Source organism: Shewanella sp. NFH-SH190041 (assembly GCF_024363255.1).
In the GTDB taxonomy this organism is placed as follows: Bacteria; Pseudomonadota; Gammaproteobacteria; order Enterobacterales; family Shewanellaceae; genus Shewanella.
In genome coordinates, this window is sequence record NZ_AP026070.1 from 2602442 (window position 1) to 2627217 (window position 24776).

Annotated in this window: 24 protein-coding genes; 13 read left to right on the plus strand and 11 right to left on the minus strand. The window is 46.2% G+C overall.

Features of this window, described 5'->3' with window-relative positions; genetic code table 11:
* Nucleotides 1-48: 48 nt before the first annotated feature.
* From arsC to NFHSH190041_RS11605, 3 genes are all read left to right on the plus strand, one after another.
* Complete coding sequence (gene arsC, locus NFHSH190041_RS11595) at nucleotides 49-396, plus strand: arsenate reductase (glutaredoxin) (protein ID WP_261921998.1); 348 nt, start codon at nucleotides 49-51, stop codon at nucleotides 394-396.
* Nucleotides 397-762 (plus strand): DUF2069 domain-containing protein, encoded by a 366-nt coding sequence (locus tag NFHSH190041_RS11600; protein ID WP_261921999.1) that lies wholly within the window; start codon nucleotides 397-399, stop codon nucleotides 760-762.
* Between the two features lie 176 nt (nucleotides 763-938).
* Nucleotides 939-2849 carry a hypothetical protein gene (locus NFHSH190041_RS11605; protein WP_261922000.1) on the plus strand — a complete coding sequence of 637 codons (1911 nt, stop codon included), beginning with the start codon at nucleotides 939-941 and terminating at the stop codon, nucleotides 2847-2849.
* 69 nt (nucleotides 2850-2918) lie between these two features.
* Here NFHSH190041_RS11605 and hda read toward each other — a convergent pair whose 3' ends face one another.
* Together hda and NFHSH190041_RS11615 are read right to left on the minus strand one after the other, a co-directional pair.
* Nucleotides 2919-3629, minus strand: a complete 711-nt coding sequence (gene hda / locus NFHSH190041_RS11610) for a DnaA inactivator Hda (protein ID WP_261922001.1) — start codon at nucleotides 3627-3629, stop codon at nucleotides 2919-2921.
* A 110-nt stretch (nucleotides 3630-3739) separates the two neighbouring features.
* A complete protein-coding gene (locus NFHSH190041_RS11615) occupies nucleotides 3740-4801 on the minus strand; it encodes a DUF2066 domain-containing protein (protein WP_261925106.1) in 1062 nt (353 codons plus the stop codon).
* 208 nt (nucleotides 4802-5009) lie between these two features.
* Here NFHSH190041_RS11615 and NFHSH190041_RS11620 point away from each other — a divergent pair, with 208 nt between their 5' ends.
* Nucleotides 5010-6260 carry a uracil-xanthine permease family protein gene (locus tag NFHSH190041_RS11620; protein ID WP_261922002.1) on the plus strand — a complete coding sequence of 417 codons (1251 nt, stop codon included), beginning with the start codon at nucleotides 5010-5012 and terminating at the stop codon, nucleotides 6258-6260.
* 72 nt (nucleotides 6261-6332) lie between these two features.
* On the opposite strand, the gene grxD is transcribed toward NFHSH190041_RS11620, so the two are convergent.
* Nucleotides 6333-6680 carry a Grx4 family monothiol glutaredoxin gene (gene grxD, locus NFHSH190041_RS11625; protein WP_261922003.1) on the minus strand — a complete coding sequence of 116 codons (348 nt, stop codon included), beginning with the start codon at nucleotides 6678-6680 and terminating at the stop codon, nucleotides 6333-6335.
* Between the two features lie 224 nt (nucleotides 6681-6904).
* On the opposite strand from grxD, the gene sodB reads away from it, so the two are divergent.
* The 4 genes from sodB to NFHSH190041_RS11645 all read left to right on the plus strand — a co-directional run bounded on the left by sodB (nucleotide 6905) and on the right by NFHSH190041_RS11645 (nucleotide 12618).
* Nucleotides 6905-7489: a superoxide dismutase [Fe] gene (sodB, locus tag NFHSH190041_RS11630; RefSeq protein ID WP_261922004.1), complete on the plus strand. Its 585-nt coding sequence runs from the start codon at nucleotides 6905-6907 to the stop codon at nucleotides 7487-7489.
* 324 nt (nucleotides 7490-7813) lie between these two features.
* Entirely contained in the window at nucleotides 7814-9748 is a 1935-nt protein-coding gene (locus tag NFHSH190041_RS11635) for a PrkA family serine protein kinase (RefSeq protein WP_261922005.1), read from the plus strand.
* A gap of 53 nt (nucleotides 9749-9801) precedes the next feature.
* A complete protein-coding gene (locus NFHSH190041_RS11640) occupies nucleotides 9802-11070 on the plus strand; it encodes a YeaH/YhbH family protein (protein ID WP_261922006.1) in 1269 nt (422 codons plus the stop codon).
* A 15-nt stretch (nucleotides 11071-11085) separates the two neighbouring features.
* Nucleotides 11086-12618 carry a SpoVR family protein gene (locus tag NFHSH190041_RS11645; RefSeq protein ID WP_261922007.1) on the plus strand — a complete coding sequence of 511 codons (1533 nt, stop codon included), beginning with the start codon at nucleotides 11086-11088 and terminating at the stop codon, nucleotides 12616-12618.
* A gap of 46 nt (nucleotides 12619-12664) precedes the next feature.
* Here the strand turns inward: NFHSH190041_RS11645 and fadR are convergent, their stop codons facing one another.
* Nucleotides 12665-13381 carry a fatty acid metabolism transcriptional regulator FadR gene (gene fadR / locus NFHSH190041_RS11650; RefSeq protein WP_261922008.1) on the minus strand — a complete coding sequence of 239 codons (717 nt, stop codon included), beginning with the start codon at nucleotides 13379-13381 and terminating at the stop codon, nucleotides 12665-12667.
* Between the two features lie 304 nt (nucleotides 13382-13685).
* Between fadR and nhaB the strand changes: the two genes are divergently transcribed.
* Both nhaB and dsbB read left to right on the plus strand, forming a co-directional pair.
* A complete protein-coding gene (gene nhaB / locus NFHSH190041_RS11655) occupies nucleotides 13686-15266 on the plus strand; it encodes a sodium/proton antiporter NhaB (protein ID WP_261922009.1) in 1581 nt (526 codons plus the stop codon).
* Nucleotides 15267-15372: 106 nt separating this feature from the next.
* Nucleotides 15373-15873: a disulfide bond formation protein DsbB gene (dsbB, locus tag NFHSH190041_RS11660; RefSeq protein WP_261922010.1), complete on the plus strand. Its 501-nt coding sequence runs from the start codon at nucleotides 15373-15375 to the stop codon at nucleotides 15871-15873.
* 55 nt (nucleotides 15874-15928) lie between these two features.
* On the opposite strand, the gene NFHSH190041_RS11665 is transcribed toward dsbB, so the two are convergent.
* Genes NFHSH190041_RS11665 through NFHSH190041_RS11675 form a run of 3 tightly spaced genes read right to left on the minus strand, consistent with a single transcriptional unit; the run spans nucleotide 15929 to nucleotide 17721 of the window.
* Nucleotides 15929-16369, minus strand: coding sequence for a YcgN family cysteine cluster protein (locus NFHSH190041_RS11665; RefSeq protein WP_261922011.1), 441 nt, complete (start codon nucleotides 16367-16369; stop codon nucleotides 15929-15931).
* 58 nt (nucleotides 16370-16427) lie between these two features.
* A complete protein-coding gene (locus NFHSH190041_RS11670; protein ID WP_261922012.1) occupies nucleotides 16428-17420 on the minus strand; it encodes a lytic transglycosylase domain-containing protein in 993 nt (330 codons plus the stop codon).
* Nucleotides 17421-17442: 22 nt separating this feature from the next.
* Nucleotides 17443-17721 (minus strand): YcgL domain-containing protein, encoded by a 279-nt coding sequence (locus NFHSH190041_RS11675; protein WP_261922013.1) that lies wholly within the window; start codon nucleotides 17719-17721, stop codon nucleotides 17443-17445.
* Between the two features lie 121 nt (nucleotides 17722-17842).
* On the opposite strand from NFHSH190041_RS11675, the gene minC reads away from it, so the two are divergent.
* The 3 genes from minC to minE are packed head-to-tail and all read left to right on the plus strand — an operon-like array spanning nucleotide 17843 to nucleotide 19614.
* Nucleotides 17843-18532 (plus strand): septum site-determining protein MinC, encoded by a 690-nt coding sequence (minC, locus tag NFHSH190041_RS11680; protein WP_261922014.1) that lies wholly within the window; start codon nucleotides 17843-17845, stop codon nucleotides 18530-18532.
* A gap of 6 nt (nucleotides 18533-18538) precedes the next feature.
* Nucleotides 18539-19351, plus strand: a complete 813-nt coding sequence (gene minD / locus NFHSH190041_RS11685) for a septum site-determining protein MinD (protein ID WP_261922015.1) — start codon at nucleotides 18539-18541, stop codon at nucleotides 19349-19351.
* Nucleotides 19352-19353: 2 nt separating this feature from the next.
* Nucleotides 19354-19614, plus strand: coding sequence for a cell division topological specificity factor MinE (minE, locus tag NFHSH190041_RS11690; RefSeq protein WP_261922016.1), 261 nt, complete (start codon nucleotides 19354-19356; stop codon nucleotides 19612-19614).
* 71 nt (nucleotides 19615-19685) lie between these two features.
* Here minE and rnd read toward each other — a convergent pair whose 3' ends face one another.
* The 4 genes from rnd to tsaB all read right to left on the minus strand — a co-directional run bounded on the left by rnd (nucleotide 19686) and on the right by tsaB (nucleotide 24585).
* On the minus strand, nucleotides 19686-20801 hold the full coding sequence (rnd, locus tag NFHSH190041_RS11695; protein ID WP_261922017.1) for a ribonuclease D: 1116 nt from the start codon (nucleotides 20799-20801) through the stop codon (nucleotides 19686-19688).
* A gap of 60 nt (nucleotides 20802-20861) precedes the next feature.
* Nucleotides 20862-22535: a long-chain-fatty-acid--CoA ligase FadD gene (fadD, locus tag NFHSH190041_RS11700; protein WP_261922018.1), complete on the minus strand. Its 1674-nt coding sequence runs from the start codon at nucleotides 22533-22535 to the stop codon at nucleotides 20862-20864.
* 213 nt (nucleotides 22536-22748) lie between these two features.
* The gene (locus NFHSH190041_RS11705; protein WP_261922019.1) at nucleotides 22749-23669 is read right to left on the minus strand and encodes an alpha/beta fold hydrolase; all 921 of its coding nucleotides are present in this window, start codon (nucleotides 23667-23669) and stop codon (nucleotides 22749-22751) included.
* Nucleotides 23670-23895: 226 nt separating this feature from the next.
* A complete protein-coding gene (gene tsaB / locus NFHSH190041_RS11710) occupies nucleotides 23896-24585 on the minus strand; it encodes a tRNA (adenosine(37)-N6)-threonylcarbamoyltransferase complex dimerization subunit type 1 TsaB (protein WP_261922020.1) in 690 nt (229 codons plus the stop codon).
* Between the last annotated feature and the right edge of the window lie 191 nt (nucleotides 24586-24776).

The following is a 24776-nucleotide window of genomic DNA, read 5'->3' on the forward strand; positions in this document are numbered from 1 at the left end:
CAACCTGCCATGGCAGGTTCTCCCACACTCTCATCAAGGATGGAAAATATGAGCCCTATAACCCTTTTGCACAATCCCCGTTGTAGTAAGAGTCGAGCAGCGCTAGCACTGTTACAACAGCGAAACCAAGATGTCACTGTAGTGCAATACCTGAAAACACCACTCTCTCTGGCACAACTTGAAGTATTAATGAGCCAGTTGGGATTACAGGACCCGCGAGAGATGATGCGGACCAAAGAAGCTGAATATCAACAACTGCAACTCGATAACGCTCAGCCAGCGGAACTGTTACGCGCCATCGCTACCACACCGAAATTGTTAGAACGCCCTATCGCGATTGTTGGTAACCGCGCTGTCATTGGCCGACCGCCAGAAACTGTACTGGAGCTGATATAAATGCCCAGTGCCATCCTATTTCACAGCTGTCGTATCGGTTATCTACTCTTGTTGGGGCTATTAACGCTCTGGTGGTTAGTACTGGATAACAGTCAGTATTCACTACTTTTTAGCCTAATTGGTTTGCTGCCACTGCTGTTACCACTAAAAGGTATCTGGCAAGGACAACCTTATACCTATGCTTGGGCCAGTTTTATTCTGTGCCTGTATTTGTTACAAAGTTTAACCTTGCTGTATACCACGCCAGATGCATTCTGGTTCGCCCTAATCGAAACAGCCCTGCTACTGAGTCTGATCACCGGCTTTTCTTTCTATGCCCGTATCCGGGGGCGGGAATTAGACCTGGGACTAAAAAAACCAAACTAATGATACATTTGCATATAAAACCACCAGTGGGTGGTTTTATATTATTCCCCACTTCTACAGCACAAACTTAACAATATAAAAATCCATTGTTTACGCTTTTTCGACATATTTACCCGTGATATAGTCAAAAATGCAATCAAATAAAAATATAATTATAACAATGGAGTAATCTCTACATGAGGAAGTGTCAGTACATACCTTTCTTGGCAATATTACTGCTGAGCGGGTGTGATGATGACGGCAGTTTCTTCGGCCCGGGTTTTCAATTTGGTGACCCGCTCCCTGCCTGCACCGCCACAACCAATGCCCTACTCGCTGTCACCACTGCCGGACCTATCACGTTTTACCGTGAAGCTGAATATATACAGGGACGAGCTGCCAGTATCACGGCCATGCTGCCAGACAGTCGCCATTATTTACTCCAGTGGCAGCAACACGATGGCGCGCCACTAGAGTTAGTTACAGCGCAACGTCAAATTCTGGCATTTGAACCCCAGCATCCGGGTGAGTACCGCTTCAGCTTGACGGCCACCCCCATGCCAGGGCAAACCACGTTGAAAACGCTATCGGCTGAAATCACGGTGCAGGTTACCGCTGCGGAGCCCCATCAATTTAATATCCGCTTAGATCACCAACTTAGCGAAGGAGCTAATGCCAGCTTACGATTGGAAGCACCATCAGAGCAAAAAACGCAAGCGGTGACTTGGTGTCAGGTATCAGGTCCCACTGTCAGAGTTGATTTGCGCGATCCGGCCAGACCACTATTACAACTACCCTGGGTCAGCCAAGATGAGCGGGTTCACCTTAAAGCCATCGGAACTGAATTAGCAGATGATGCATATTTGCTTATTACCAATGAGCCGGCGGCACCAGCAGATGCGTTGTTTGAAGAGCCACTTTCGCGGGTGCATCCCTATCTTGAAGCATCACCCTATGCACAGGCATTACAACGCTGTATTTATAATAATCAACTTGCCCTGCGGGACTGTTCTCTGGCGGAATTACCCCTTATCGGGCAAAGTGGTCGTAAAGCCAATATAGATGACATTATGGCGAGGGTGCTGGTATCCCATGACTGGATGGGGGATAACTTCAAACTCTTTTTACAGCAGCATGATAAGCACCGGGATTTTATTAAGCTATTACAATCTGTCACTGCTATTGTGATCAGCTATGATATCCAACCCGCATTTTACTGGGTTGCCACCGGGGCAATTTATCTCAACCCGGATGATTTATGGTTAACGCCAACGCAGCGCGATACCATTAACGAAACGCCGGATTTTCGCAATGAGTTTGGCTCAGAATTACACTTTTTAATGCCTTGGCGCTATGTCAAAGATAACCGTTATGCGAGTGGTATTTACGATCCAGAGCAGCGGATATCACGGCCAACAACCGCGCTTCAAACCGATTTATCGTCTCTGCTTTACCATGAGTTAGCCCATGCTAATGACTTTTTCCCCCGCACGTGTCATGCAAATTTAAATGAAAAAACACTCTATGATGCCTATCTAGCACGACATAAAGCCCAATTGTTCGCATCAGACAGACTTGAGCAGAGTTATCCACTATTAAGTACAGAAATGTCTGCGCTGGCAGAAGTACGTTTTCTCGGCCAATCTGCTACCGATGACCAACGGGCATTTAGTCCAGTGGATGTCAGCCAATTTTTTACTTCTGACCATGCCAATGATTTTTATGCCTATTCAACCAAGCGGGAGGATGCCGCCATGCTGTTTGAAGAGAGTATGATGAGCCATAGATTGGGAGTACAGCGGGATATTGGCATTACCAATGCGCCAACCGATGCTGCTGCGCAGAATGTTATCGTTAGTTGGGGGGAGCGAGGCCGAGTCGGTCATGAAAAGCTCAAACCTAGAGCAGCCTTGATTATTAATCACTTATTACCTGAGCTTGGTGGCAGTCATGTGATTGCAAATCTGCCAGCACCGTTAGCGATGAGGGTAGACAAAAGCTGGGCTGATAATCTGATTTTATCACCAGCAAGACTGAGTACACCTGAAGCCACGATTTTACCGCCACTGCAATTGAGCGGCGATCGTCATCAGCTCATACTTGACTAAGGCAGGTTTTAGCAAGTTAACAGTAAACTCGCTGTAAACAATACAGGCGCCTAAGGGCGCCTGTATTGTTTATAGTCTCAACATTTCTTTGACAAATGGAATAGTCAATTTGCGCTGATGCACCATAGATGCTTTATCGAGTTTATCCAGTACATCAAACAAGGTGCGCAAGTCTCTGGCCATACGATTGAGTAAGAAACGGCCAACATCTTCTGGTAATTGCAACCCGCGCATTGCTGAGCGGCGCTGCAACGCGGCTAATTTCTCTTCATCGGCCATGGGATGCAATTGGTAAATCAACCCCCATTGCATTCGTGAAGCTAAATCTGGCAACAGAAACCCGGCCTCTGTTGGAGAGGAACTAGCACTGACCACTAATGCAGTATGCTTATGTTCAGCCATGCGGTTATACAGGTCGAAAATGGCCTCTTCCCACACAGGATGACCCGCAATGGCATCCACATCATCAATGCAGACTAAATCCATTTGCTCCAACCCCTCTAACAATGCAGGGGAGATACTGGCATGGATCCCTAAGGGAATATAAAAACTCCGCCGCTCCAAATCATTGGCATGGGCGCAAGCAGCATGTAATAAATGGGTACGACCCGATTTAGCCTGTCCCCAGAGGTAAAGGGCTTGTTTCCCTTCTCCGGCAGCACTGGCCTGTAATTTCTGGATAAGTTGGTCATTACCCGCTGCCGGGTAATAACTTTTAAACGTTTCATCATCTGGCAGATGAACTGGCAGGGATAATTGCAGCGGTGAGTTTTGGGTCACTCAGGTATTTCTCAATATCTAAAACCAAGATAATTGGGCGTCAGTGTATCACGGACGCCCGGACAGGTAAAAACCTGCAGCCAACAGTCGTCGGCTCTACTGGCGGAAAATTAACGCCACATGTACTCCAGTGGCTGATTCACATCCTCAGCAGACTGCTGCCAAGCGGGTAAAGCCGGTGAGAAATCATTCACTGGGGATAAGCGCGGATCTAAATTCAGTTGTCGCTTCAGGTCTGCCTTATTACCAAACAATTCAAGCGAGAAAGTCACCTTATCACCATGGATTTGTGCAATCACAGCTGATTTTGCGACGCTGAGCTGTTTAACATACTGCTCTAATGCCACTAATTGCGCTTGGCTATCAATTCCGGTGAAGGTCAAACTGACAGCTTCATCTGTGCCCGTGTCGGCGACAGCATACTGGCTGACAAAATATTGCGTTAAGCTAGATACCATACTATGTACCGCATCAGCTTCTGTGGGAGCAGTGAAATGACTTTCAAACAATGGCTGCCATAAACTGCCTTCATGCTTCATGGGATACAAATCTAACTGGTAACTAAATTGACCATCATCCGTCCGGGACATTGTAGCTAACACAAAATAGTCAACTTTATAGCGGTGCGAGGCAACAGATACAGCTTCAGGGAAATTTCCCCGAACATCAGCTTCCCCGACCAACATCAAATCATCAAGATCCATCACAGGAAAAATCATCGGCATACCTTTAGCTCTGGCATCCAATCTAAAATCCTGCCGCAACCCCGAACCCGCGCCATCACTAAGTAAATGCCGCTGGCCATCATCGCCTTCAGTGGATAGCCAAATCAATACCAATGGCCGCTGTCTTCCCCAAACCGGGATTTCAGCCTGACGTAATAACCGTGTGATACGACGCTGATCAAATTGGCCTTTAACGTAGAGCTGCCCAGCTTTTTCATCATAACCATACTGGGTCAGGTAAGCATCAGTCTGCTTTAGCGCTGAAATGATCGCGGGGTTACTCAATACAGCAGGATTACCCGTATTTTTCACAATAACATCAGAAAACGCCTGATCTAATGCGGCATTTCGCTCTGATGCTCCCCGACTGGATACAGCAACACGGGCCTGATCCAAATGGGAAACTTCAACAGCAAAGGCCGAAGGGGAAATCAGCGCCCAGATCACGCACAGCAAGAGTGAATTTCTAAAAAAATTACGCATCTTCAGGAAAACTAAAAGGTCGGAATTGTTGAGTCTACCACACTTGCCCACTATAGCGAGTCAGTGAGTACTCCATTCATAATGCAAAGTATTTTTTGTGATTTAAAACACACAAAAACTGTAAAAATAGAAATAAAATAAAAAGGTTTGGCCCTAATAAAAGAGAATAATAATGCAAAAATTACTGATCCCGCTCCAAGGCGCCCAAATGCTATTTGTTGCATTTGGGGCACTGGTGCTAATGCCACTGATAACAGGGCTGGATACCGGTGTCGCACTGTTTACCGCCGGTGCAGGTACACTCTTGTTTCAACTCATCACTAAACGACAAGTACCTATCTTCTTAGCTTCATCCTTTGCCTTTATTGCGCCGATTTTGTATGGCGTACAAACTTGGGGCATTCCCGCAACAATGGGCGGCTTGATTGCAGCAGGTTGTATGTATTTGATTCTAGCCAGCCTAGTGAAAATCCGGGGGACGGCTTTTATCCATCGCTTACTGCCACCGGTCGTCGTCGGTCCCGTCATTATCATTATCGGCTTAGGATTAGCACCGACTGCCGTCAATATGGCCTTGGGTAAAACCGGTGATGGCTCCGCGATTCTAGTGGATTACCACACAGCGATTGTGATTTCACTGGCCTCACTGTTCACGACTATCGCCGTTGCCATCTGGGCAAAAGGACTATTAAAACTGATGCCAATTCTGGCCGGGATTATTGTCGGGTATGGCTTGAGTCTAGCTTACGGCATTATCGACTTTGATAAAGTGACACAGGCCCCTTGGCTTGCTATTCCTAATTTTGTTGCACCAGAATTTCACTGGCAAGCCATCATGTTTATGATCCCGGTTGCTATCGCACCAGCGGTGGAACATATCGGTGATATTTTGGCTATTTCCAATGTCACCGGGAAAGATTATTTCAAAAAACCCGGCTTACACCGCACATTAGCCGGTGATGGTGTGGCAACCATTATGGCTGCGGCCGTTGGAGGGCCACCAAATACGACTTATTCCGAAGTCACCGGCGCAGTCAGCCTGACACGCAACTTTAACCCCACCATCATGACATGGACCGCTATCACCGCTATCACGCTGGCATTTGTCGGTAAACTAGGTGCACTGATGCAAACTATTCCGGTTCCTGTCATGGGAGGCATTATGTGCTTGTTGTTCGGTTCTATTGCCGCAGTAGGATTAAACAGCCTGATCCGCAATCAAGTCGACTTGGGTGAACCGCGTAACTTATGCATTGTTGGTGTCACTCTGGTATTTGGTATCGGCGGCATGGCCTTCGGTATTGGTTCATTCAGCCTACAAGGCATTAGCCTGTGCGGCATTGTGGCTATTACACTCAACTTAATCCTACCGCCGACGCCAGCACATTTAAAAGCAACTGCTACAGCAGAGCCTATAGAATAACGGGTATTCCCCTAACAAAAAGCCCCCAACACTGGGGGCTTTTCTCATTATTGTCACCAAGCTAAGTGCAGCTTATGCCTGCTCTTCTGCTTCATCTTTTTTATATTTCGCAGCTACCGCTTTGATCATCGGCTGCAGTTCGCCCTGCTGGTACATTTCCGTCAGAATATCACAGCCACCAATTAACTCACCTTCAACCCACAGCTGTGGGAAGGTTGGCCAATTGGCAAATTTTGGTAATTCAGCACGAATATCGGGATGTTGCAGAATATCCACATAAGCAAACTGCTCACCCATGTTAATCATGATCTGGGCAACTTGGGACGAAAAACCACAGCTAGGCAGTTTTGGAGAGCCCTTCATATACAGAATGATGGGGTTTTCTGAAATTTGTTGCTTAATTTTTTCGACAGTTTCCATTTTCAATCCTACAAAGGCACAAATAATTTTGTGATCTCAATTGTACTTCAGACCTTATGATAACGAAAACCCTCTGTTTGTAAGGGTATGTCTTTTACGATTTTTTCGATAACCATCATCGGTTTGAAGCGATAAAGAATGATTCACTTCACAAAATTTATCAGTACAATGATCCGCGTGAGCAAGTCTGTTTAAAGACAATGACATCCATGGAGAGAAGCAAAATGGCTTTCGAATTACCCGCTTTACCATATGCAATGAACGCACTGGAACCTCATATTTCCCAAGAGACACTGGAATACCATTACGGCAAGCATCACAACACTTACGTCGTAAAATTGAATGGTTTAATCCAGGGTACTGAGTTCGAAGGTAAATCACTGGAAGATATCGTCAAGTCATCAGCAGGTGGTATTTTTAACAATGCTGCCCAGGTTTGGAACCACACTTTTTATTGGCACTGCTTAGCACCTAATGCCGGTGGCGAACCAACTGGCGCTATTGCTGAAGCAATTAACAGCAGTTTTGGTTCTTTTGCCACCTTTAAAGAAAAATTCAATGATGCTGCAGTCAATAATTTCGGCAGTTCTTGGACTTGGCTGGTGAAAAAAACTGATGGCACGCTGGATATTGTTAATACCAGTAACGCAGCAACACCGCTGACAGACAGCACTGTCACCCCTCTGCTGACAGTTGATCTGTGGGAACACGCTTACTACATCGACTACCGTAATCTGCGTCCAGACTATCTGGCTAATTTCTGGCAATTAGTCAACTGGGAATTTGTAAACCAGAACTTTGCTGCATAACAATGCTACAAAGACAGCTAAAGGGAGCCTAGTTGCTCCCTTTTGTTTTATCACTCTTTACCCATAGCAATTCTCACCTAATGAGCGTCTTTTCCCACCCAATCAAATTCCCCCTCAAGCGAGCTTACTCTCACTTTCGTTATACCTCATTGGATAAATAAAGCTGACTAAACACAAGTGCAATTATTGCTTTTGCAACTATTTGTCATTGTTTTTACTGATTTTTTTTGCAAATACGCGCGTCTTAGCGCTATGCTTAATTTCAGGTGGTCAAACTTTAATCTGACTATCACAACCAAATGACCGGTGTTTCAGGGAGGTAACATGAGCATATTTGAACATTACCAACAGCGTTATGAACAGAAGCTCGATGAAGAATACACACTGCAGGAATTTTTAGACATTTGTAAACAGGATCGCAGTGCCTATGTCTCAGCAGCCGAGCGCTTATTGATGGCCATTGGTGAGCCCGAGGTCATAGACACGTCCAAAGATCCTGTGCTCAGCCGTATTTTCTCCAATCGTTTGATTTCCCGCTATCCGGCATTTGCTGATTTCTATGGTATGGAAGATGCCATTGAACAGATCGTTTCTTATCTGAAACACTCAGCTCAAGGACTGGAAGAATCTAAACAAATTCTTTATTTGTTAGGACCCGTGGGTGGTGGTAAATCTTCATTGGCAGAAAAACTAAAAGCATTAATGCAAAAAGTGCCAGTTTATATTCTCAGTGCAGATGGTGTCCGTAGCCCAGTAAATGATCATCCATTTTGTCTCTTTGATGTTGAAGAGGACGGCAAGTTACTAGAAAACGAGTACCAGATCCCTAACCGGTACCTGAAAACGATTATGTCGCCTTGGGCAGTCAAACGTCTGCATGAATTCGGTGGTGATATCAGTCGATTTAAAGTCGTTAAAGTCTATCCTTCCGTGTTAGATCAGCTAGCGATTGCCAAGACTGAACCCGGTGATGATAACAACCAAGATATTTCCTCTTTGGTGGGTAAAGTGGACATTCGTCAGCTTGAACATTATGCCCAAGACGATGCTGATGCCTACGCATACTCAGGTGCACTGTGTCGTGCCAATCAGGGACTGATGGAATTTGTGGAAATGTTCAAAGCGCCAATCAAGGTGCTACACCCATTACTGACAGCAACTCAGGAGGGGAACTATAACGGCACAGAAGGACTGTCGGCCCTGCCCTATAACGGTATTATTCTGGCACACTCCAATGAATCCGAATGGTCTAGCTTCCGTAACAATAAAAACAATGAGGCCTTTCTCGATCGGGTATATATCGTCAAAGTCCCTTATTGCTTAAGGATTTCAGAAGAGCTGCAAATCTACCAAAAACTGCTGCAAAGCTCTGAGCTCTCTATGGCTCCCTGTGCACCCGGCACCTTAGAGACTTTGGCACAGTTCAGTGTCTTGTCCCGTATCAAAATACCAGAAAACTCCTCTATCTATTCCAAAATGCGAGTTTATGATGGCGAAAGCTTGAAAGATACCGATCCCAAAGCCAAGTCATATCAAGAATATCGTGACTACGCTGGTGTAGATGAAGGCATGCAAGGCCTCTCAACCCGTTTTGCGTTCAAGATCCTGTCTCGCGTGTTTAACTTTGATTACTCTGAAATCGCCGCTAACCCAGTTCATCTTTTCTATGTACTGGAGCGTCAAATTGAACAGGAACAGTTCCCGAGCGAGACTGCTGAGCGGTATCTGGAATTCCTCAAAGGCTATCTTATTCCTAAGTATGTGGAATTTATCGGTAAAGAAATTCAGACAGCATATCTCGAATCTTATTCAGAGTACGGTCAAAATATTTTTGACCGTTATGTCACCTATGCCGATTTCTGGATTCAAGATCAGGAGTACCGGGATCCTGAAACTGGCCAGTTGTTTGATCGGGCGGCCCTCAATGCTGAACTGGAGAAAATTGAAAAGCCCGCAGGTATCAGCAATCCAAAAGATTTCCGTAATGAAATCGTCAACTTCGTTCTGCGGGCTAGGGCTAATAATGAAGGTCAAAACCCCCTGTGGACCAGTTATGAGAAGCTGCGTACTGTCATTGAGAAAAAGATGTTCTCTAACACAGAAGATCTACTGCCGGTAATTTCTTTCAATGCCAAAACCTCAACGGATGATCAACGTAAGCATGATGATTTTATCAACCGCATGATGGAAAAAGGCTACACCAAGAAGCAGGTACGTTTGCTGTCAGAATGGTATCTGAGAGTGCGTAAATCCTCGTAATACCCGAGAACTCAGGGGGCCTGCGCCCCCTGTCAACCCTGTGGGAGGTGCGTATGGCTAATTTTATCGACCGACGGTTGAATGCAAAAGGTAAAAGCACAGTCAATCGTCAGCGTTTTTTAAATCGTTATAAAAAACAGATCAAAAAAGCCGTCAGCGATGCGGTAACTCACCGCAGTGTGACGGATGTGGATAAGGGCGAACAAATTTCAATTCCTACCCGGGATATCAGTGAACCAATGTTCCATCAAGGTAAAGGGGGAGTCAGAGAACGTATTCACCCTGGAAATGATCAATTTACAAAAGGCGATCAAATTGAAAGGCCACCTTCTGGTGGCGGACAAGGCAGTGGTCAGGGCGACGCATCCGATTCCGGAGAAGGCCAGGATGATTTTGTATTTCAGATCTCTAAAGATGAATATCTGGAGTTGCTGTTTGAAGATCTCGAGTTACCTAATCTACAGAAAAACCGCTTAAACAAACTGGTTGAATACCAGATTTATCGGGCTGGTTTCACCAACGATGGTGTCCCGACCAATATCAATATTGTTCGCTCGCTACGCTCATCTCAAGCTCGTCGTATTGCGATGACAGCAGGGAAAAAGAAAAATCTGCACCAATTACAGCATCAATTAAATGAGCTGGAAGATACTCCCGGCGCTAATGCGGAACAAATTCTGTTACTCAAGCAAGAAATCGAAGAACTGAAGCATAAAATTGCCAAGGTCCCTTTTATCGACACCTTTGACTTGAGATTTAATAATTTCGCTAAGCGCGAAGTGCCTTCATCTCAAGCAGTGATGTTCTGTTTGATGGACGTATCAGGATCGATGGATCAGGCTACCAAAGATATGGCAAAGCGTTTTTATATTTTGCTGTATCTGTTCCTAACCCGCACCTATAAAAATTTGGAAGTTGTGTATATTCGCCATCATACCCAAGCCAAAGAAGTTGATGAACATGAATTTTTCTACTCTCAGGAAACTGGGGGCACCATAGTGTCTAGTGCACTGAAACTGATGCATGAAATTCAACAAAAGCGCTATCCGGCAGATGAATGGAATATCTACGCCGCCCAAGCATCAGACGGTGATAACTGGGCAGATGATTCTCCCAACTGCCGCAACTTGCTGGCCAAGCAAATTTTGCCCATGGTGCGCTATTTCAGTTACATCGAAATAACCAATCGAGCCCACCAGACCCTGTGGCGGGAATATGAGTCTCTGCAACAGCAGTTTGACAATATCGCAGTCCAACATATCCGTCAGGCTGAGGATATTTACCCGGTTTTCCGGGAACTGTTTAAAAAGCAGGCGGTGTAGATGGAAGGGGGATGTATGGGGAACACAAACCAGCAAGCACTGAGCGATGGTCCAGATTGGACTTTCGAGCTCCTAGAACAATACCAAACTGAAATTAAACGGGTTGCGGATCATTACTGCTTGGATAGTTATCCCAACCAAATTGAAGTCATCACAGCCGAGCAAATGATGGATGCTTATGCCGGAATAGGTATGCCTATTGGTTATACCCATTGGTCATTCGGCAAACGTTTTATCGAAACAGAACAAAGTTACAAGCGCGGCCAAATGGGGTTAGCCTATGAGATTGTAATTAACTCCGATCCCTGTATTGCCTATTTGATGGAAGAAAATACCATCACTATGCAGGCACTGGTGATGGCACATGCCTGTTATGGGCATAATAGCTTTTTCAAAAACAACTATTTGTTTAAAACCTGGACCGATGCCAGTTCCATAATCGACTATCTGGTATTTGCCAAAAACTACATTGCCGAATGTGAAGAATTACATGGTGCACAGCAAGTTGAAGATATTCTCGATTCCTGTCATGCCCTGATGAATTATGGCGTTGACCGCTATAAACGGCCAATGGAGATATCATTCAAGGAGGAGCAGTTAAGGCAGAAAGAACGGGAGAAATATCTGCAAAGCCAAGTGAATGATTTATGGCGGACAATTCCTCGAGCGCAAGAAGAGGTGCGCAGTAAAAAGAAGAAACGTTTCCCGGAAGAACCTCAGGAAAATATTCTCTATTTTATTGAAAAACATGCTCCGTTACTGGAGCCTTGGCAACGAGAAATCGTCAGAATTGTTCGCAAAATGGGACAGTATTTCTATCCGCAAAAGCAAACTCAGGTGATGAACGAAGGCTGGGCCACTTTCTGGCACTACACCATACTCAATCACCTGTATGATGAAGGGAAAGTCACAGACAGATTTATGTTAGAATTTTTGCAAAATCACACCAGTGTGGTCGCACAGCCAGCATACAATAGTCCATATTATGGAGGGATAAACCCCTATGCACTGGGCTTTAACATGTTTGTCGATATTCGTCGCATCTGTGAAAACCCGACAGAAGAGGATAAGGCTTGGTTCCCAGACATTGCGGGGAGCGACTGGTTAGAAACTTTGCATTTTGCGATGCAAAACTTCAAGGATGAAAGCTTTATTAGCCAATACCTGTCCCCTACGGTCATCCGTCAGTTCAAGCTATTTGGTATTTTAGATGATGAGCAAAAAAACTACTTGGAAGTCAGTGCTATTCATGATGACCAAGGCTACAAGGCCATCAGACAAATGCTATCTCAGCAATATAATCTGTCTAATCTAGAACCCAATATTCAGGTGCACAATGTTGAGGTTAGCGGCGATCGTTCCATGACTCTCAGATACGTGCCAACCAACAGTATCCCACTTGCTGATAGCCATAGTGAAGTACTCAAGCACTTACACCGGCTATGGGGATTTGATATTTATCTAGAGCAGGTCAATGATGATGGTAGTGCAGTCAGGTTAGCATCCTGTCCGGAGCGACCTGGTGATAGTCAAAAAATGTCAGCATAAATTAAAACACCGCCTAATAGGCGGTGTTTTTTTATGTAATAACAATCTATTTGTCTTGTGCTATATCAGCCGGCATGGCATCTCGCAGCAACATCCACATTTTCCCAGAGTCAATGCCATAGTTACGCATCAGTAATGGTACCTCCGCATAATCCCCAGATTGAGCCAGTGCTTCTAAACGACAATAAAATGCTTTAGCTAATGCCCGGGCATCTTCACTGCTGAAATAATAACGCCCAACCCGGCTATAAAGGCCTTTAAAACCATTAAGAATTAATACATAAAGCGGATTGCCGGATGAAAACGCCAACTTATGATGCAACTTATAATCAAACTCAGCATACGCCTCAGCAGTATCAGGCATGCCATGGATATGAGACAGGGTTGTCAGTACTACGTCAGGGCTATGGCGTAACGCCCCGCGGAAATAAATAGTACTGATATTAGTACGAGCAGAAAGCAATTGGTCTACCAGCTCTGGAAAACCATCCGGATTAAGATCCGCGATAGTTTCCAAAATATTCAGACCGGATGTTTCCCAGAAATTATTAACCCGTGTTGGTTTACCATGCTGAATGGTCAGCCAGCCATCACGAGCCAAACGCTGCAACACTTCACGTAAGGTGGTTCTGGTTACACCAATCAGTTCGGATAACTCACGCTCTGCAGGCAAGATCGATCCCGGCGGAAATTTATTTTCCCAAATGGATCGTACAATGTATTTCTCTGCAAAACTTGCAGGTCCTTTGGCGTTGATAATCATCAGCCGTTTATCCAATAGTCATACTATTTATATATGGATACAGATCATACCAGATGAACAAAAAATGAAAACCATTGCGGTAAATTCGGGATGAAGATCAAAAGTTAAAAGGGTTTTTTGGTCAAAAATAATCCAAACACATATATTAAATCTTTGTTTTTGCCGGATAGCTCCGCTTTTTGAAATTAAGCAATTGCTAAGTCATTACAATCAACCTGGTTTGGGCTAAACTTGTGCCCGCGCAAGAAACGTGCAACAAACCTGTAAACGTTATTCAATATTCTTATAAGTTAGAGAGGGTGCCATGCCTGTGACAATGAGTCAGGCGTTTATTGGAAACTTCTTGGGTAACTCTCCCAAGTGGTACAAAATCGCAATTCTGTCATTTTTAATCCTTAACCCGATTCTCTTCTACCTCAACCCATTTGTTGCTGGTTGGGTATTGGTGGTCGAGTTTATTTTCACCCTGGCTATGGCGCTGAAATGCTATCCACTGCAACCCGGTGGCCTACTGGCTATCGAAGCTGTCATCATTGGAATGACTAGCCCAAGTCAGGTGCTACATGAAATTGAAGCCAACTTAGAAGTGTTACTGCTGCTGGTCTTTATGGTCGCCGGTATCTACTTTATGAAACAGCTGTTGCTGTTTGGCTTTACCAAAATGATCACCAAGGTGCGCTCTAAAATGGCAGTGTCGCTGCTATTTTGCTGTGCCTCAGCCTTTCTGTCAGCCTTCTTGGATGCATTAACCGTTATCGCAGTGATCATCGCTGTCGCGGTTGGTTTTTATGCTATCTACCATAAAGTCGCATCAGGAAAAGAGTTTGGCGCCGATCATGATCATACCTCTGAAGGCCAAAATCAGCTGAATAATGATGAGCTGGAAGCATTTCGTGGTTTCCTGCGTAATCTGCTGATGCATGCTGGTGTGGGTACTGCTCTGGGTGGTGTTTGCACCATGGTGGGCGAACCACAAAACCTGATTATTGCCGCACAAGCAAATTGGCAATTTGCTGAGTTTGCGATCCGGATGTCACCGGTTACTGTTCCTGTCTTTATCGCCGGTATTTCTACCTGTCTGTTAGTAGAAAAGTTCAAGATATTTGGCTATGGCGCGCAACTGCCTGACAGCGTACGTCAGATTCTGTGTGACTATGCTGATCACGAAGATGCTCGCCGTACTAATCGCGATAAGATGAAATTGATCATCCAAGCCATTGTCGGCATCTGGCTGATTATTGGCCTAGCTTTCCACCTCGCGTCTGTGGGCCTAATCGGTCTGACCGTTATCATCCTGTGTACTGCATTTAACGGCATTACCGATGAACATGCTCTGGGTAAAGCTTTTGAAGAGGCCTTGCCATTTACAGCGCTGCTGGCGGTATTTTTTGCCGTTGTTGCCGTGATTATTGATCAGCGTCTGTTTGCCCCAGTGATCCATTGGGCACTGGCATTTGAAGGCAATATGCAGTTAGTGATCTTCTTTATCGCCAATGGCCTATTGTCCATGGTATCCGATAACGTGTTTGTGGGAACCGTGTATATCAATGAAGTAAAAGCGGCGCTGTTAGATGGTCAAATCACCCGAGATCAATTCGATCTGTTGGCTGTTGCTATCAATACCGGGACTAACCTGCCATCCGTAGCGACACCAAACGGCCAAGCTGCGTTCCTGTTCCTGCTGACGTCGGCACTGGCACCGCTTATTCGCCTGTCATACGGCCGCATGGTTTGGATGGCACTGCCATACACTATCGTATTGTCTGTTGCTGGTCTGCTGGCCATTGAAACTGGTTTCTTGGCAGATATGACCCAACATTTCTATAACTCAGGTTTATTACTGCACCATTCCATCAGTGAAGTGATGGGTGTAACAGGTCACTGATACACCTGTTGACTGCATGAAGTGAGTTAAGTAAAGTCAAAAAACGCCCTGATTTAGGGCGTTTTTTATTACAAATTTCATGATAAAACTGTTTCAGGAGTCCTCAGTGGCAGCATTGATCCAATTTGCCCAATCCCGCCTTGCCTGGCTAATCCTTGGCGCCAGTGCGCTGCTTTTGGAAGCTTGCGCATTATTTTTCCAATACGGTATGCACCTGCACCCCTGTGTTTTGTGCGTTTATCAGCGGGTGGCAGTAATGGGGATTTTGTTTGCTGCTATTATCGGCCTGATCAGTCCTAGAGGGATACTGCGTTTCCCTGCGGCCTTACTTTGGCTAGTGAGTGCGGCCTGGGGGGAAAAACTGGCAACCAGCCTACATGATATGCAAGCCAATCCATCGCCTTTTTCTACCTGTTCTTTTTTACCGGATTTTCCTAGTTTTGCTCCGCTACACACCTGGTTTCCCGATATGTTTATGCCAACAGGGTTGTGCGGTGATGATGTTTGGGGAATGTTAGGATTATCTATGGCGCAATGGATGCAAGTCGCGTTTGCGTTATATCTATTCGCTTGGTTTGTGATGATTGTGCCATTATGCCGTCGCTGACCATAACGAAAAATGCCCCGCGTGCGGGGCTTTTTACACTGTTCCGTCGCGGATACTAATCCATATCTTTGAGCGGCCACAATACAATGTGGTCTTCAATATCTTTTACTTGCGTCTCACACACTACCTTCCCGCAAACACTCATCCCGTTGTTACGCATCGCCACTTTAGAGCCGGCGATCAGAGGGTGCCAACTCGGCAACTCGCGGCCAAGATGCAACCTGCGATAAGCACAGGAATCAGGCAACCAATCCAACTCAGCAATATTGTCGACGGTGATCTCCGTGCACTGTGGTACATGTTTAAATCTGTCACTATAGTGCTTGCACTGGCCTGTCTGGCAATCCAGTAGCAAACAGGCAGCATTGGTGTAATAAAGCTCATCGGTTTCATCATCGATCAGTTTATTCAAACAGCACTTACCACACCCATCACACAGCATTTCCCACTCTTCAGTGGACATTTCTGCCAATGTTTTCTGCTTCCAAAAGGACATAACTTACGACTTAACTTCAATCAGGAAAAGAGGGAGCGTATTCTACACTAAAAAGTTATTATTTTTTGAGCTGCCTAAACTTTAACTTCAGTCTTTCAGATAAATAACTGACAGAAAGCGCAAAATAATGATCATTTTGCCAAGCATACAAGGCGCGATAATTATCATAAACAAGGTAATGCCGCCCCGTTGCGCCATCTGGACGTAACAGTGAAATCTGCATATCTTGCCGTTTAGGCAAGTTGCCGCCATCAAACCTGCGCACGCCTAAGTTCTGCCAGTAGGCAAAGCTAGCACTATGCGCCATACCGTACTCAGCTTTAAATAAAGCGGGTAATTTCACTTGTCGTCCCCAGGTCTGCTCAGCTTGCCAACCTTGCTGTTGCAAAAAATAGGCTAACGACGCCAACATATCTGCAACCGAATGACGGATATCAAGCACGCCATCCCCGTTACCATCCTGCCCAAATTGCTGCAGCCGTGATGGAGAAAAACCTATCGGGGCAATCACACCTTGCCGCTCAGTTACCCAAGTCTGTGTTGGAAAATGTTTAACTAAGTCCAGAGCCGCGATCAACTCAGACATGGGCAATTGCTGGGCGAACACTTTCGAAGCCACCACCGAGAGCATGGGGTAAGCATCCTGGCTTAACGCATAATTAGACAAGGCCCCCCATAACGCGACTAAAAATCGAGGCTGCACCCCATATTGCTGCTGTAGCCGCTGTAATAACGCCCCATGTTGCACCAGTAATTGTGCACCATACTCAATTTGTTCAGATGTAAAACGGGCGGGTAGATAGTGCTCTAAGGTGATATGGCCAAACGCTAAAGGCTCATCGGTAACGGTTTTTGCTGGCCGAAAATCATAAAAACGCTTTATGGTTGAAAACTGGCTATCGAGCCATTGTGACGGGTAGGTATACTTCTGACCCAGCTGCTGCTTGGTCTGTTGCAGAAACAGCTGGAATGAGGGGCTGTTATTCTCGGGTTCAGCATATACCGCAACAGAAACAAACAGCCCTAACCATAGTATGAATATCCATTTCATTTCGACCATCCCAGTCTATCCGTCAGTTATCTAATCCCTGTCCCTGACGATAAGATTTCAGTAGATTTTCCGGTGGAGGGGGTAATTGCAAATAATAGCCTTTATCTGCTAACTCAGCTCGAACTTTCTCGATATCGGCAATACCTAATTTATCACGCTGATTAATCGGGAAAACCATCACCAGTTTTGGCGTACCAAACATAGCTAATAACGGCTCCGGTACCTGGGAAAAGTCATCTCTTTTACTAACGAAAAGATAAGTCTCCGCTTTACGGCTGCTTTTATAGACGGCACACAGCATAAATGTCCTAATTCGGGTTTTCAAATCTTGCCAGTACAGGGGGCACACTATAACATGAGCACTATAAAAGTTAACTCAACTCAGGGGCATAGACTGAGTTTTTTGGGAGAATTTTACGGGGATGGCCAAACCTTGCATAGAGTTGAAGGGCGCATCTTTTACGCTTTCCGTTTTACATCTCAAACACAGTAATTTGGAGCTGATAGCGACTGAATTAGCCCAAAAAATCGCTCAAGCACCACAGTTTTTTCTTGGCGCGCCATTGGTTGTCAATCTCTCGGCAATCCATGACGACCAATTTGATATAGCTGCGCTTAAACGACTAATGTCGGCACATAACCTCGTCATGGTGGGAGTCTCTGGCGCGAGTAAAATTCTGTCAGCCAAGGTGAAAGCGCTTGGGCTGGCAAACATCAAAGCCGGAAAAGATATCAAAGCACCACTAATTTCCCGTGGCAGCAAAATCATCAAGCGAAATATTCGCTCTGGACAGCAGATTTATGCGCCGAACAGTGATGTAATAGTGTTCGGTAACGTCGGTAACGGCGCAGAAGTCATCGCCGATGGCAGTATTCACGTCTATGGTGCCCTGCGGGGAAAAGCTATGGCGGGTGCCAGCGGTGATAAACGCAGTGTTATTATTGCTCAGGTACTGGAAGCTGAACTCGTCTCTATCGCCGGGCAGTATTGGTTGAATGAAAACCTCAATGAACATGATTTTGCAACCAGCGGATGTATTCGACTCAATGGTGAGTCGCTGATCGTTGAATCTCTGCCCAGAACAATAACCAGCTGGCAGACAAAAGGATAGAAAAACATGGCACAGATTATTGTTGTCACCTCAGGTAAAGGCGGTGTGGGCAAAACCACGTCCAGTGCTGCAATTGCCACAGGACTGGCATTAAAAGGTCACAAGACCGTGGTCATCGACTTTGATATCGGCTTACGAAATCTTGATCTTATTATGGGGTGTGAACGTCGGGTAGTGTATGATTTCGTCAATGTAATCAATGGCGAAGCAAATCTAAACCAAGCATTGATCAAAGATAAGCGCTGTGAAAATCTATTTATCCTGCCAGCATCGCAAACCCGGGATAAAGAAGCCCTGACCAAAGATGGTGTGGGAACAGTGCTACATAAACTCGATGAGATGGGCTTTAAGTACATTATCTGTGACTCACCAGCTGGGATTGAAAATGGTGCTATGATGGCACTTTACTATGCAGATACCGCGATAGTTACCACTAACCCGGAAGTCAGCTCTGTACGTGACTCAGACCGTATATTAGGCATCTTGCAGAGTAAATCACGCCGGGCTGAGCAGAATCTTGAGCCAATTAAAGAATTGCTCTTACTGACACGTTACTGCCCTAAACGGGTCAGTTCAGGCGAAATGCTTAGCGTCGATGACGTCGAAGAGATCTTGGCAATTCCACTGCTGGGTGTGATCCCTGAGTCACAATCAGTACTTAAAGCATCTAATGCCGGTGTCCCGGTCATTTTGGATAGTGAAAGTGATGCCGGACATGCTTATCAGGATACTGTCGAAAGATTGTTGGGCGAGGAACTCCCCATCAGATTTCTCACGGAAGAAAAGAAAGGCTTTTTAAGAAGGATATTTGGCAACTAATTATGTCTTTACTCGACTATTTCAAAAGTAACACCAAGCCCTGTACTGCGGCCACAGCGAAGGAGCGGTTGCAGATCATTGTTGCTCACCAACGTTGTGAACGTGGAGCACCGGATTATTTTCCGCAAATGAAACAGGATATTATCGAAGTGATCCGCAGATATGTACACATTACCGAAGATCAGGTGACAGTACAGTTGGAACAGAACGATGATAACCTGTCGGTGATTGAGCTCAATGTTACGCTGCCGGGCACACTATAACCCGCAATGAGTGGTTTAGCGATGTTCCTGCCCTGTCGTTACAGGGCGGGAACATTGGCGCTATCTGCTATTTACAATGTCAGATCCAGTGTCAACAACGGCGCTTTTGCTAATTCGCCTCGCCAGCCACTGAGCAATAACGGCAGCTTTTTGCTGCGGCCATCCATATGCCATTGCATAAAATCATGGATATTCCGCTTAGAAGCAAAAATTTCTGTCGGAATATTTTGCTGCTCGCAAATTAAGGCTAACTGATTTTTAACCGCTTTAAAGGCCGCCTTATAGCCTGGCTTTAGTGCTAACACATCCACAGGCTCTGGCAAATTGTCTAAATCAGCACTTTGCATCACTTTAATCAAGTCCCGGCCATTGATGCGTTTCTCCTGTTCGGTCAGATCATTCATCTTTAGCAAGTCACTTAACTGCCTAGGCTGCTTTTTGGCCAAGCCGATCAGCGCGTGATCCTTCACCACAAAGCCCAAAGCAAGATCCCGTGCCAAGGCTTTTTCTAGCCGCCATTTAGCCAACACTTTGAGATAAGCCAGCTGATGTGAGGTTAATTGAAAGGCATTTTTGACTTTCAAATAGGCATGTTCTAAATCAGGTTGCTGCAAACGACCGGCGGTCATCCGAGTGCCCTCTTCCCACACCCAATCGAGCCGCTGTTGCTGCTCAGCCTGTTGCTTCAGCATAGGATATAGCTGATACAAGTAATACACGTCATTGGCAGCATACTGCAATTGAGCATCAGACAATGGGCGCTTTAGCCAATCAGTTCGGGACTCACCTTTATCTAAAGAAATTCCCAGCAGTTGCTCAACCAGCTTGGCATAGCCCAAGCCATGACCTAACCCACATACAGAAGCAGCCAACTGACTATCAAACAACGGTTGGGGCTGGCAATGACCATAATGGGCAAATACTTCTAAATCTTCACTACAGGAGTGCACCAACTTGATGATCTGCGGATTAGCCAATAATGCCCAAAAGCGGGAAAGATCCTGCACCGCTAAAGGATCGATCAGCGCCAGAGTCTGACCATCATAAGCTTGGATTAAACCCAGCCGTGCATAATAGGTGCGGGTGCGGACAAATTCAGTATCCAGTACCAGTAATTCAGCCTGTTGGTATTTGGCCACCAGCGCATCCAACGCAGACTGAGTATCAATATATTCAAACGCTAACAAATCTGTCTCCACTATTTCACTGCCACAAAAAAGCCGGCTCAGTCGCCGGCTTTATCGGTATTACGCTTTTCTGGCTTCATCTCGAAGCTGGCGGCGCAAAATCTTACCGACATTGGTCTTTGGCAATTCATCGCGGAATTCTACCAGCTTCGGCACTTTATAGCCCGTCAAATGATGACGGCAATGCTTAACCAATACTTCTTTGGTTAAAGACTTGTCTTTAGCAACGACAAACACCTTCACCAACTCTCCACTGACCTCATGGGGAACACCAACAGCAGCCACTTCAACCACTTTCGGGTGCAGTGCAACCACTTCTTCCACTTCATTAGGGAAAACATTGAAGCCAGATACCAAAATCATGTCTTTTTTACGATCAACGATAAAGAAGAACCCTTTTTCATCCATATAACCGATATCACCGGTTGAGAGCCAGCCATCGCTATCCAGCACCTTGACAGTCTCTTCTGGACGCTGCCAGTATCCCTGCATCACTTGCGGGCCTTTTACAAATAGCTCACCGGTTTCTCCCTGAGGTAGCACATTGCCTTCTTCATCACGAACCTGAATATCAGTCGATGGCGCAGGGAAACCAATAGAGCCATTGTAACCGTCCAAATTGTATGGACAGCAAGTGACCAGTGGTGAGGCTTCAGTTAAGCCATAACCTTCTAACAAACGGGTCTGAGTCAGGCTCTGCCATTTATCGGCAACGGCGCGCTGTACCGACATACCACCGCCAATAGACAATTTCAGACGTGAAAAGTCCAAGGTGGCAAAATCTGGATTATTTACCAGCGCATTAAACAGGGTGTTTACCCCGGTCAGCGCAGTAAATGGATATTTACGTAACTCACTGATAAAACCAGGTACATCACGAGGATTAGTGATCAACAGGTTTTTAGCGCCTTTGTGCAAAAACAGCAGGCAATTTACCGTCAGGGCAAAAACGTGGTACAGCGGCAGGGCCGTCACTACAAATTCCTTACCATTTTGCAGTGCTGGAGAATAAGCGCCATCAGCCTGCAACACGTTGGCCACCAGGTTACCGTGACTTAGCATGGCGCCTTTAGATACTCCAGTTGTACCACCTGTGTACTGTAAAAAGGCCAGATCAGATGAATCTAATTCAGGTTTTACATATTGCATACGGCGGCCTTTAGACAGCGCCTGACGCATAGATAACGCATGGGGTAGATGATACTTAGGCACCAGCTTTTTAATGTACTTCACCACAAAGTTCACCAATGTGCGCTTTGGCGTGCTAAGCAAATCACCCATACCTGTGATAATCACGCTCTCTACCGGGGTCTCATCCACCACCTCTTCCAGCGTGCGGGCAAAGTTAGACACCACCACAATGGCTTTGGCTCCAGCATCATTAAGCTGATGTTTCAATTCCCGCGGGGTATACAGTGGGTTCACATTAACCACCACCATACCCGCACGTAAAATGCCGAATAGTGCGATGGGATACTGCAGCAGGTTCGGCATCATAATAGCGACCCGATCACCCTTTTGCAGCTTGAGCTCATTTTGCAGGTAAGCGGCGAAAGCACGGCTACGCTCTTCCAGTTTACGGTAAGTCAGCGTCGCACCCATATTGATAAACGCGGGCTGGTCAGCATATTTGGCCACGGCACATTCAAAAAAGTCCACCAATGATGAAAACTGGTTAACATCAATATTGGCCGCCACACCGGCTGGTAAATGATTAATCCAGGGCTGATCCACAAATCTCTCCTACATTGCCTCAAGCAGTGTTACGGCAAAAACGCCACGGCACTATCTGAGATAATGCCGCCACTCTTTTAGTTTTAATTACTTCTGATTAGTTACTTTTGATTTTTATTAACGGTAAACGACCGCCGATGTTCATACGATCGTTTTAATTTCTAAATATCATCACATAAAAATAACAACTTGCCTAGTTTGGCCCCGAAACCGTCATTCTGCAGTCATATGGTGTGACTGCAAAAAAGCGCCAATTTCACCGGCAACGTCTGACGCATGTTCCATATGCAAATGATGATTTCCAGGTAGCTGTGTCAGTATCAGTGCTGCAAACCACTGCCCGGCAAGCTGGCGAATGTCATCTAACGGCATCAACCCTTGCTGGGCAACGATCAGTAATGCCGGCACACTCACTTTATCCATCAAGGCATTGACCTGAGACAGACAAAAACGCACCGGAGAGTCCAATTTTAAACGCGGGTCGGTGCGCCAGCAGACTCCCTGCTCATGGGGTTGAACATTACGCGCAATCAAGAGTTCACACCAATGTCGCTCCAACCCGGTTAACTGATGCCGCGCTCTGACTAAAGGTCTAATATCGGCATAATGCGCCAAAGCACGCTCAGGACGATTATGCTGCGTTAAACTGCGCTGAAGCCGCTGAGCAATATTGCTCTCAGCCTCCACCAAAGGACCTGCTGCTTCAATCATCATCAGCGCAGGAACCTGTTCGGGATAAACTGCACTATAGACAGAAGCCACCATCGCCCCCATTGAATGGCCTAGCAAGGCAGCAGGTTTCAAGCCCTGCTCATCCAGCACGGACAACAAGGCATGCAAATCCAGCAAATAGTCCACCCAGTGTAACGGCGTTTTGCCGGGGCGATGCTGAGAATACCCGTGCCCTGGCCATTCAACCGCAATCACCTGATAACCGCTGAGCTCAGCTGCCAGTGGCTGAAAGCTCAAAGCATTATCCAGCCAACCATGCAGTGCTAAGATCACTGGCTGGTTCGGCTGACCAAAACGCAAGGCTGATAAACGGATATGAGGCAGCTGGAAAAATAACTGTTCCGGTGTTGCATGCTGACCATTATCGGCAGCGTTTGGCATCCGGGACCGGGTCTGTAGCACTAGGCTCTCCTTCCCTGGTGGGGCCGGGTTGCGACCGGCGGGCAAGACTGACACAGTTTATCCTGTAATTCTTTGCGCTGTGACGCTTTTTTTATAAATAGCGGCCATTGACAAACAGGTCGGACTTCTGCTGCCAATCAGCAATCATGCCTGCCGTAAAACCATTTTGCTCCATCCCTGAGAGCGAACCGGCAGGCAATGCACTGACAACAGAAGCCCAATATCTCTATTCCCGACCGGGCAGCTTTTTCCATGCCACAGTGTCACGCAGATAGACGGGTTGTAGATCATCTACGGTTGTGCAAGCCCCTGCGGCGCGAGCAGTAATGGCCAGCGGTAACATAAAGCGGGCATCCGGTAACCGAGCAGCATCATCTAACTGCAAACCGCCGGCCAACGACAGCAATTCAGGGTAAGCGGCAAATCCAGTACCACAAGCCACAATGGGCTGACTGGCATCCAACGCTAATGCCACAGTTTGCGGCGCCGATACCGCTTCGCTGCCGATTAACTGGGCTTGACCATCGTGGGCAATAAACTGGCCCCAGTACACTTCGCCCATACGAGCATCAATGGCGGCTAACACCTGAGTCGCCCCACGACTGATGGCACTTTGTGCCATCGCGGCTAAAGTGGAAATCCCCACCACAGGCTTATCCGCACCCAGCGCTAATCCTTGAGTCATACTGGTGCAAATTCGGATCCCGGTAAAACTGCCCGGTCCGCGGCCATAAGCAATGGCATCTAAGTCCGTCAGCCGGATACCTGCCTGCTGCAGCAGACTATCCACCATGGGCAGTAAACGCTGGCTATGCTCCCGAGGAACCTCATCAAAAGCAGAATAGATATGGCCCTGATGTGTCAGGGCGGCTGAACAGGCTTCAGTACAGGTGTCCAGCGCCAGAATTGTTGGCATGGGTATCACTCTCGTCAAAATAATCTGTTGGCAACGTCTATCGCTGCCATTAATGGCGCAAGATCATAACATCTGTACCGCGAAAACACAGCGTTAAGGCGGCGTCAAATGCGATTTCGCTGTCTTGCTGGCGACACTTTAACCCACTGATAACCACAAGCCCTCACTGTGTGATCTGGCTCATGCCAACA